This is a genomic window from Candidatus Aquarickettsia rohweri (assembly GCF_003953955.1).
GTDB lineage: Bacteria > Pseudomonadota > Alphaproteobacteria > Rickettsiales > Midichloriaceae > Aquirickettsia > Aquirickettsia rohweri.
Window position 1 is genome coordinate 1 of sequence record NZ_RXFM01000037.1, and the last position, 10,822, is coordinate 10,822.

A 10,822-nucleotide genomic window follows, 5' to 3' on the forward strand; every position below is an offset into this window, starting at 1 on the left:
CTTTTAGATGGAAGACTGCGTATTGATAATAATGATTCGGAGCGTAGTATAAAACCATTTGCAGTTGGCAGAAAAAATTGGATGTTCTGTGCAACAACTAAGGGTGCTAAAGCTAGTGCAAATATTTATAGTATTATTGAAACTTGCAAAGTAAATAAGATTAATCCTTATGATTATTTAAAATATTTGCTGAATCATATTCATGATTATTCTGATCCAAAAGAGTTAGTAAATTTACTTCCATATAATATTGATAAAAAAATATCATCAAATTAAATTTTTTTTAGAATTATCAAAAAACTTAAGAAACCCAAAGAAAGGCGGATAATACTTGTCAAGATGGGGATATTTTAGCGTTTACATCGCATTAGCATTAAATTAATTAACTTTAAATATCATTTATCTCTGATGATTCACCATTTACATAATTTGATAATGTATCAAATAAGTAATTCATACCATTTGCAATATATTGCGACCAAGTTACCATTGCATCTACATTATCAAAATTAATTGTAATTGCTTGATCAGCTACTGCACCAACTTGAAAAGTCATAGGAGTTTGAGTTTCATCAACACTTGCTTTTTTATAGGAACTAAGAGCTTCTTGCATAGCTTTTTCTAAGTATTCTTCTTTCAAATAGTACGCATTACCATTTTTACTTTTTAAATTACTATCAACAAGATCATCGTTAAAAAATATATTAACTTTATTAAACAACACTTTTTCACTATGCTCATGCACTAATCTTTCATTAAATAAAGTATAATTACTTCCTCCAGCTTCCAGCATACCACCTTCATTTTTTTCCATCAAAGCAATATATTTTATTAAATCTATATTATTTACTTTATTTAACTTTTTGTAAGTATCCTCATAACCATAAGGGGCTAATCCACCTACTACATTTTTTTCAAAAATTGATTTTAGATCATCCGCTGTGGTCTTAGTACTACTATGAAACACTAAATCATCCCCTTCAAATAAAACAGACTTACAGTTATAATAAGTATAAGCAGAACCTATTTCCTGAGAAAACACTACCTTTTTAACATTGCAAATTACTGAAAACATTTCAACTACCTTTAAATGATTAAAAAATAGTTGTAATATATAAAATTTTTATTGTAAAGCCTATTTTTATTATGTTTAAAATAGTTTATTTTCTAGATGCTTTTTTTCTTTCATGAGGGCATAAAATGGCCTTTCTCAGTCTAATATTCTTTGGAGTTACCTCTATAAGTTCATCGTCTTTGATATAAGATAAAGTTTCTTCAAGTGTAAATGCTCTATATGGGGTTAGCTTTATACTTTCATCTGTTCCAGAAGCTCTCATATTAGTAAGCTGCTTGCCTTTAACTGGATTAACTTCTAGATCATTATCTCGATTGTGCTCGCCTATTATCATCCCTTCATAAATTTTAATCTTTGGTGTTACAAATAAATCACCTCTATCTTCTAAATTCCATAAAGCATACGCAACTGTTTCACCATTAGAATTTGAAATTAAAGCGCCACTTCTTCTTGATATAATTTCTCCTTTATATTCTTGATAAGAATGAAATATTCTATTGATAGTACCAGTACCTCTTGTATCATTGCGAAATTCATTTTGATAACCAATTAAACCGCGAGATGGAACATGAAAAATTAATCTAATTTTACCACCACTTGATGGCTTCATTTCTTTTAACTCTGCTTTTCTAAGTGAAAGCTTTTCAATTACTATGCCACTGTGTGTCTCATCAACATCTATTACAACTTCTTCAATAGGCTCTAGTTTTTTACCAAATTCATCATCTATAAATAAAACTCGTGGCCTTGATACTGACATTTCAAATCCTTCTCTACGCATATTTTCTATAAGAACTCCTAATTGAAGCTCACCTCTACCACCAATCTCAAAATTTTCTCCATTATCTGAAATTTTTAAAGTTATAGTTATATTACTTTCTGCTTCTTTTTGAAGTCTATCTAAAATTATTCTTGAAGTAACTTTTGAACCCTCAAGACCAGCTAAAGGAGAATTGTTAACGCTGATTGTAATAGCCATAGTTGGCGGATCAATAGGGGTAGATTGTATAGGGATTTTTATAGTATTATTACATATTGTATATGCTACAGAAGTTTTTTCTACACCAGAAATTGCCACAATATCTCCCGCTTCTGCAACTTCGATTGGTATTCTTTCTATTCCTTTAAATCCAAAGAGTTTTGTAAGCTTTGTGTTTTCAATAATATTTCCATTTAAATCAAGTGATTTCACACTGTCACCAACTTTAGCAGACCCTGAATATACCTTTCCAATTAAAATTCTTCCAACATATGGATCTGAAGTCAATATACTTGCTAACATTGAAAAAGGTGCTAATTTATCTACATTTGGCTCCGAGACATGATCTTTTATTATGGAAAACAATGGTTTTAAATCTTTACCTATTTCATTTTCTTCAGAAGCCCAACCATCTCTTCCAACGGCATATAAAATTGGAAAATCTAATTGTTCTTCAGTTGCATCTAGTGAGCAAAATAAATCAAACACTTCATCTAAAACTTCATCAATACGACTATCAGACCTATCAACTTTATTTATAACTACAATAGGCTTTAATCCAATAGATAAAGCTTTTGATAATACAAATTTTGTTTGTGGCATTGATCCTTCTGATGCATCAACTAATAATATAGCACCATCAACCATTGACAGAACTCTTTCTACTTCTCCTCCAAAATCTTCATGACCTGGAGTATCTATTATATTATATTTAATATCTCCATAATTCATAGATGTACATTTAGCAAGAATTGTAATTCCTCTTTCACGCTCTAAATCATTACAATCCATTATTCTTTTTTCAACATCTTGATTTTCTCTAAATGTTCCACTTTGCTGAAGCATATTATCAATCAGTGTGGTTTTACCATGATCAACATGTGCAATAATTGCAATATTACGAATTTGAGCCATTAATTGTTATATAAAATAAACACATAATAAGTGGTTATTAATATATAATAATATTAAAATCGTCAAGTAAAAGTGGATATGAAATAAAAGTGGATGTGAAACAGTAACTTTTTATAAAACAATTAATCCATAGGTGTTGCAATTTTGTAATTTGCAGCTCCTTCTTTTCTTAATAAGGTAATAGTAATTCTTCTATTAATTGGAGAATATGGATTATCTTGGTCAATTAAATCTGTATCTGCTCTAGCAATAAGAGAATGAATTCTTTCAGGAGAAATACCCTTTATTAGCAAGTATCTTCTATCAGAATCAGCTCTATCTGAGGAAAGTTCCCAATCACCATATTTTACAAGCGGACTCTGATTTGATTTATCAGTATATCCACTAATTTGGATAAGATTAGGAGAAAATTTTATAAATTTTATAATATTATCAAGTAGGTTTTTTGCATAGTCAGTTAGTTCTGAGCTTCCTATTTGAAAAAGTGGATGTTTGTCTTGATCATTAATTGTTATTTCTAAACCATTTAAGGTGTTTTTATAAGAAATATTTTGCTGTATACCTTGACTATCTTGAATTAAATTATCTATCTGAGATTCTATTTTTGAAAAAATCTTATTATTTATCTCTGCAACATTAATTTTTTCACCTTCTTTCTTCACATACACAATATCACCAACATGCTCAACTCCATATTGAATACCAATTTTATTGTTATATTGATAATCATTATCTTTATTTTTAACTTCTTTTTGTAAAAAACTTAATGTAGGTACAAAATACTGAGCTACAGTTTGTAATTTTTTATTTGGAGTTGCACTTAACAACCATAAAAGCAAAAAAAATGCCATAAGTGCAGTAACGAAATCTGCGTAAGCTAATTTCCATGAACCACCATGATAATCATTTCGATTATTAAACTTCTTTTTTCTTATAATTCTGGTTTGTAATTTATTTTTTTGCATTTATTATTTGCTTGTAGTTCTTTTTTCAATTTCTAATTCAACTTCCTCAAAAGTTGGCTTATGAGCTTTCGGAATTCCTTGTCTTGCAAATTCAATAGATACCGATGGTGGATATCCACTTATATGCGCTACTATACCAGACTTTATGCATTCCAAAAATTTTATCTCATCTTCTTTATATTTTGATATAAAGTATCCTATTGGATTCACCAGACCATATGCTGAAAAAGCACCAATAAATGTACCTACTAAAGCTGAAGCAATTTTAGGCCCCAATACACTTGGATCAGAACCAACTGAAGCCATGGCTGTTATAACTCCAAGAACAGCAGCAACAATTCCTAAAGCAGGAAGTGAATCTCCAACTATAATTAAAGATTGTGAAATAGCATGCACATGATGTTTTCTGCTTTCAATGTCATTTTCCATCATATTTTCTAATTCCATTTGATCTTCAAAACCAAGAACTACTACCCTAAAATAATCACAAAAAAACTCTTTAGCATCTTTTTCTTTATGCATTATTGGATAAGAATTAAAAAGCTCACTTTTTTCCGTATTATCAATATGATTTTCTAATTCTACTAAACCATTAGAGTGCGAAAATTTAAAAAAACTAAACATAAATGATAAAAGCTCAAGGTATTCTTTTTTTGAATGAGGTGATTTCTTATTTAATTTTTTTAATGAAGCAAGCATTTCCTTTATTACATTTGGAGGATTGGAAATAATATAACTTCCAATTGCAGCACCAATAATAATAATCCACTCAGATGGTTTAAATAATACTTCAATATTTCCACCTATAGCTAAATACCCTATAAAAACAGAACTTAGCAGACAAACCAACCCTATATAAAACATTTATTAATATTTTTATAAATTTATTTATATTAAAGTTAAATTAAATTATATCTAAATCAAGTAATTATTTTGATATTTCTAAATTAATGATGTTAATATTACATTAAACTTTAAAAATTTGTATTTAAGTAGTGTATATGAAAAAGTTTTCTAGGATAAAAAAATCATCATATAGTGTATTTACTATTTTTGTTTTTTTATTAATTTTCTCATGTTTTTTAGGGTTTACATTTTATTTTATAAACTCTGTTTTTAATAATAAAACTAATAGTGAAGGTCAAAATACTTTCATAGATAATAAAATAAAACATCAACAAAACATAGACTCAGAAAAATTAGCTAAAGATTATGCAGATAAATTGACTTTAGAAAGTAGTACTAAAATAGCAATACTAATAGTTGGACTTGGTATTAATAATGAGGTAACAAACCAAGCAATAAATAAACTTCCTCAATCTATTTCTTTAGGCTTTTCCTCTTATTTAAATAATTTTGATTATTTAAACAATATTAATAGAGATATATTTATAAACATTCCTATGGAAACTTATGATTATTTTTTTCATGATAGTGGCCCTTATTATTTAATATGTAATTTAGGAGAAAAAGAGAATTCTAAAAGATTGGATTTTATTTTATCAAAAGCTAATCTTTTTAAAGGTGTCTATACTGAACTATATGAGTCTTTTACAGATGAAATTGATGACCTTAATTTTTTACTTAAAAAAGTTAATCCAACAAATAAGTTGATATTATATAATGATCCTAAAGAAGTAAAACCATTTATGGATCTTGCTACAAAATATAAAATGAACGATAGAATTTTAAAAGCCAATATAATAATTGGTAATTCTTTATCAAAAAATCAACTTATTACTAAACTTGAATATTTAAAAGAAATTTCTAGTGCTAAAGGATATTCTGTAGGAATTATCAAAGCTAGTTCTTATAATATTGATATTCTTAATAATTGGGTTAAAGAAGTTGATAAAAGCCTAAAATTTAATATAGTAAATATAACAACGTTAGTTAATAAAATTAATAAATAACTAAAATAGATAGTACTAACAAAAATGGCAATTAAATGAAGTATTATGTTTTTTATTTTTTAATTTCTCTACTATTAGGAATATCACTTAGTTTTGCATTTTATCCAATTTCAGCATTTCCTTTTATAATTTCAGTAGGCTTTTTTTCAATAATTTTAAAAAAATATAACAGCAATATAATACTTTTTTTTAATGGACTACTATTTGGATATGGATTTTATGTAAGACAAACTTATTGGATACCATTTTCAATTTATAAAGCTAATATTAATTTAGAATGGGCAGTTCCTATTTTATCAACTATAATTCCTATTCCATTTGCTATCGCAATAGGAATATTAGCAATATGCTCAAAATATGTGCGGCATAATAATGTTTTATACTCAATAAATTTTGCATTTTTATGGGTAATTTTTGAGTATTTAAGATGTGAAATGTTTTTTCCTTTTTCCTGGGGATTGCTTGGTTATTCATCAATATCTATTCCATGGTTTAAAAATATTTTATCTTTTGTTGGCTCATATGGAGCCAGCTTTATGATTATAGTCTTCTCTCTAAGTTTGTTTTCAAAAAATAAATTATTTATTTTATTTAATATAATCATGTTTTTATTTATAAGTGTAGTAGGTGAAATTAGAAAAGAAAACAAACAGTATGAACTAGATGATAAAGAAGTAATAAATATAAGAATTATCCAACCTAATATACAAGATTTTCATTTTGGAAATTCCGAGAAACAAACTTATATATTTGAAAAATTATCTAAATTAACATTATCTAAAGGATTTAAAAACATTAACTATGTTTTTTGGCCTGAATCAGCGTTTCCATATACAATTTTTAAAGATTCTAATTGGTTACAAACACTTAAAAATTTTGTGCCTCACAATAATGACGGAAAATCAGCCTTAATATTTGGAACAGATAGAATAGAGCAATTGGATAAAGAAGTTTTAAGTTATAATTCAATAATTAGCATAGATGGTAATGGTAAAATTTTAGGTCATTACGACAAAAGAATTCTAGTTCCTTTTGGAGAATATATGCCAATAAAAACTGCTAATAAAATTATTCATAAAATCGCTAATTCACCAGGAATAGAAGATTTTTCTACAGGTAAAAAAGGTAATATAATAAATTTAGACAATAATATTAGTTTTTTACCTTTAATTTGCTCTGAATCAACCCTTGATAAAAAACATCTTTCACTCTCTTCATTTAACAAATATAGATTTATCTTAAATGTTACTAATGATGCATGGTTTGAGGATACATTTGGCCCTTATCAACACTTTATAATTTCTAACATTAAAGCTATTGAATATGGTTTGCCAGTTATTAGAGTCGCAAATACTGGTTTATCAGGGATAATTGATGCATATGGAGATATAGTAAAAACTACACATTTAAGCAGAGAAGCAGTAATTGATGGTATAATTCCACCTAAATTAAGAAAACCAACTCTTTTTTATAAGATACACGAATATATTATACCAGCAATATTTACCCTATATGTTATTTTTTTAGCCTTAGTATATATTTTTAAGTCTAAATTAACTAGAAATGACTAATAGCTTAGGCGAATTATCTATTTATATTCATTGGCCTTTTTGTAAAACTAAGTGTCCTTATTGTGATTTCAATAGCCATGAATCATCAAAAATTGACTATGATCAATGGTCACATGCATATATCAAAGAAATTGATTTTAATAAAGATTTAATTAAGGGTAAAAAAATTAACTCAATATTTTTTGGTGGAGGAACTCCATCTTTAATGAATCCTAAAATAGTTAAAGCAATTTTAGAAAAAATCAATTATTCAGCTATTATTTCTGATAATACAGAGATAACATTAGAAGCTAATCCTAATTCTATAGATAGAGATAGATTTTTAGATTTTAAATCTGCAGGAATTAACAGAATTTCAATTGGTATACAAAGCTTAAGAACTAAGAATTTAAAATTTTTAGGACGCTCTCATTCCAATAAAGATGGATTAAAAGCAATTGAATTAGCAAAAGATATCTTTAATAATTACTCTTTTGATCTAATATATTGTTTACCAAATCAAAGTATAAAAGAGTGGAAAAATGAATTAAATGCTGCAATTAAATATGTTGATTATCATATTTCATGCTACCAATTAACAATAGAAAAGGGCACCCAATTTTATAATGATTTTAAATCCAATACTTTTACTATGGCAACTGAGAATACTTCAGCTCAGATGTATGAATCTACCTACAATATATTAAAATCTAAAGGAATGATCCAATATGAAATATCTAATTTTTCAAAACCTGAATACAAATGCAAGCATAATATGGTATATTTGCTTCTTAAGGATTATATAGGGCTTGGTCCAGGTGCTCATGGAAGATATAAGCTTAACGATCAAATACATTCAACAATCAATTATTATAATCCTACAAAATGGATTGAATATTTGGTTATTAAAAATCAAAAGCCTATTCAATCTAAAAAAAAATTAAGTGACAATGAGCAATTAATAGATACTTTAAATATGGGGTTAAGATTAAATAGAGGATTGCACATATCAAAAATTCCAAATAAAAACTCTCTCAAACAACTAGTTAAACATGGATTAATCAAAGAAATCAATAACAATTTTATAACTTGCACATTAAAGGGAAGATTATTACTAAATAGTGTGATTGAAATACTATTAAATGATACTTATTAGTCATATATTCATCCTGACTCCATAACAAATGTTGACAAATTAATAAATCCCTCTTATACTTTTGTTAATAAAATCAAAATTTACTATTACAAGTGGGAACAGGAAGTTTAAAAATCTGTGAATATATCTGGATTGATGGAAATTCTCCTGTAAAACAGCTCCGCTCTAAATCCAAAGTTATATTTTTACCTAAGAACCCAAATATTGATTCATTTCCACATTGGAATTTTGATGGTTCATCTACTATGCAGGCCACAGGAAAAGATTCAGATTGTATATTAAAACCTGTAAATTTCACCAATAATCCTATTTGTCAGAAGGGTGGCTATCTAGTATTATGCGAGGTGTTAAATCCTGATGGATCTGAACATAAATCAAATTCTCGTGCTAAATTGAGAAAAATCTTAAATTCAGGAGGAGCAGAACATCAACCATGGATAGGTTTTGAACAAGAATATACAATGTTTAAACATAATGTGCCTCTTGGATGGCCAGAACACTGATATCCAGCTCTACAAGGACCATATTATTGTGGCGTAGGTTCAGAACAAATTTTTGGTAGAGAACTTGCAATAGAGCATGCAAATTTTTGTATCGAAGCAAACCTAATATTTTATGGTATGAACGCAGAAGTTATGCCAGGTCAATGGGAATTTCAAACAGGATATCGTGGTTTCAATGAAGAAGCTGCTGATGCTCTAACAGTAGCAGATCACACATGGATTGCACGTTGGCTTTTACATCGTATTAGTGAAAAATATAATATTCATATTTCTTTAGATCCTAAACCAGTAAAAGGTGATTGGAATGGAGCTGGTATGCATACTAATTTTTCAACAAAAAATATGCGTAACCCAAATATAGGTAAAAAAACAATAGATGAAGCTATAGAACGTTTAAGCCAAAAACATATTGAACACATTGCTGTTTATGGAGACAAACTAGAGGAGCGGTTAACTGGCAAGCACGAAACTGCAAACATCAATAATTTTTCACATGGAGATGCAAATCGTAGCTGTTCAATAAGAATACCTCGTTCAGTTGCACTAAAGGGATATGGTTATATAGAAGATAGAAGACCAGGAGCAAATGCAGATCCATATGCAGTAGCCACTCAATTAATCTCAACTATCTGCAATAACTTGGCATAAATAATTCCTAATACTAAATAAGAATTCTAAGACCAACACTCACAACATGTATCTTATGTTTCGATTCAATATTTTGACTTATTGGTAAATTTTTATCCTTTTTATGTTTAATTTTACCTAAATTATAATATTTATAGCCTAAATCTATAAATGATGAATTTGTTACTTTCATTGAAGTACCAATCGTAAAGCTATATGCAAAAGAATCATTTGTGTTTTTATGATTATATCTTTGATATATAGGAATTGCAGATGAATGCCCCCCCATATCACTTAAATACATACTAGCAGTATTTTTACTAAAACCAGCACCTAAACCAGTGTAAATATTAAAAGTTTTATTATCTAGAAAATCATAATATAAATTTCCCATAATAATAGTACTATTAACATTAAAATTACTCTCGAATAAAGCAGATTTATAAGAAAATTTAGAGTCATTTAATCTAAATAACGTAACATCACTTCTAACTTTATTATTAAATTTATATCCTACACCAATACCATAAAATTGCCCCTTTTTTAACCTGCTATTTTCATAATCATCAGATAACTTATCATAATAAGGAATACCATAATCCACTTTAATATACGTATCATTTGCCCATGAAAATTGCTTTAAGGAAAATAATACTATAATACCAAATAAAAAATTAATTTTTGAAATTTTAGTCATGATTATAGTTCCATATGTTGCTTTCATCACCACAAGGGTTCAATATATCCTTATTAAAATTTTCAATTAAATCCTTATTTGTACACATACTTTTCAATTCATATTCTTCTATTGAATTATCTGTATTTTTCACTTTAATTATTGCTTCACTTCTAACAATGCCTTCTTTTTGCCAAATACGTAAACGCTAAAATATCCCCATCTTGACAAGTATTATCCGCCTTTCTTTGGGTTTCTTAAGTTTTTTGATAATTCTAAAAAAAATTTAATTTGATGATATTTTTTTATCAATATTATATGGAAGTAAATTTACTAACTCTTTTGGATCAGAATAATCATGAATATGATTCAGCAAATATTTTAAATAATCATAAGGATTAATCTTATTTACTTTGCAAGTTTCAATAATACTATAAATATTTGCACTAGCTTTAGCACCCTT

At 27.5% G+C, this 10,822-nt stretch carries 12 protein-coding genes; 6 read left to right on the top strand and 6 right to left on the bottom strand.

Annotated features, from left to right (window positions below; all coding sequences use genetic code 11):
• Positions 1–276, top strand: a 276-nt coding sequence (locus tag EIC27_RS07865; protein WP_153183752.1) for a transposase domain-containing protein, incomplete at its 5' end; no start/stop codon positions are given.
• A 112-nt stretch (positions 277–388) separates the two neighbouring features.
• On the opposite strand, the gene EIC27_RS03305 is transcribed toward EIC27_RS07865, so the two are convergent.
• The 4 genes from EIC27_RS03305 to motA form a co-directional block, all read right to left on the bottom strand.
• On the bottom strand, positions 389–1,075 hold the full coding sequence (locus tag EIC27_RS03305) for a hypothetical protein (RefSeq protein WP_126044721.1): 687 nt from the start codon (positions 1,073–1,075) through the stop codon (positions 389–391).
• 85 nt (positions 1,076–1,160) lie between these two features.
• Positions 1,161–2,969 (bottom strand): translational GTPase TypA, encoded by a 1,809-nt coding sequence (gene typA / locus EIC27_RS03310; protein WP_126044722.1) that lies wholly within the window; start codon positions 2,967–2,969, stop codon positions 1,161–1,163.
• Positions 2,970–3,091: 122 nt separating this feature from the next.
• On the bottom strand, positions 3,092–3,934 hold the full coding sequence (locus EIC27_RS03315; protein WP_126044723.1) for a flagellar motor protein MotB: 843 nt from the start codon (positions 3,932–3,934) through the stop codon (positions 3,092–3,094).
• Between the two features lie 3 nt (positions 3,935–3,937).
• Entirely contained in the window at positions 3,938–4,783 is an 846-nt protein-coding gene (motA, locus tag EIC27_RS03320; RefSeq protein WP_162298316.1) for a flagellar motor stator protein MotA, read from the bottom strand.
• 152 nt (positions 4,784–4,935) lie between these two features.
• Between motA and EIC27_RS03325 the strand changes: the two genes are divergently transcribed.
• The 5 genes from EIC27_RS03325 (at position 4,936) to EIC27_RS07510 (ending at position 9,704) form a co-directional block, all read left to right on the top strand.
• Complete coding sequence (locus EIC27_RS03325; protein ID WP_126044725.1) at positions 4,936–5,847, top strand: divergent polysaccharide deacetylase family protein; 912 nt, start codon at positions 4,936–4,938, stop codon at positions 5,845–5,847.
• Positions 5,848–5,882: 35 nt separating this feature from the next.
• Complete coding sequence (lnt, locus tag EIC27_RS03330) at positions 5,883–7,418, top strand: apolipoprotein N-acyltransferase (RefSeq protein ID WP_126044726.1); 1,536 nt, start codon at positions 5,883–5,885, stop codon at positions 7,416–7,418.
• Complete coding sequence (gene hemW / locus EIC27_RS03335; protein ID WP_126044727.1) at positions 7,411–8,553, top strand: radical SAM family heme chaperone HemW; 1,143 nt, start codon at positions 7,411–7,413, stop codon at positions 8,551–8,553. Before lnt ends, hemW begins: the two co-directional genes overlap by 8 nt.
• 92 nt (positions 8,554–8,645) lie before the next feature.
• Complete coding sequence (locus tag EIC27_RS07505) at positions 8,646–9,056, top strand: glutamine synthetase beta-grasp domain-containing protein (RefSeq protein ID WP_240627079.1); 411 nt, start codon at positions 8,646–8,648, stop codon at positions 9,054–9,056.
• A 105-nt stretch (positions 9,057–9,161) separates the two neighbouring features.
• Positions 9,162–9,704 carry a glutamine synthetase gene (locus EIC27_RS07510; protein WP_338140440.1) on the top strand — a complete coding sequence of 181 codons (543 nt, stop codon included), beginning with the start codon at positions 9,162–9,164 and terminating at the stop codon, positions 9,702–9,704.
• Positions 9,705–9,717: 13 nt separating this feature from the next.
• On the opposite strand, the gene EIC27_RS03345 is transcribed toward EIC27_RS07510, so the two are convergent.
• Together EIC27_RS03345 and EIC27_RS07985 are read right to left on the bottom strand one after the other, a co-directional pair.
• Entirely contained in the window at positions 9,718–10,407 is a 690-nt protein-coding gene (locus tag EIC27_RS03345; RefSeq protein WP_240627081.1) for an outer membrane protein, read from the bottom strand.
• A 238-nt stretch (positions 10,408–10,645) separates the two neighbouring features.
• A complete protein-coding gene (locus tag EIC27_RS07985; RefSeq protein WP_205702326.1) occupies positions 10,646–10,798 on the bottom strand; it encodes a transposase domain-containing protein in 153 nt (50 codons plus the stop codon).
• Between the last annotated feature and the right edge of the window lie 24 nt (positions 10,799–10,822).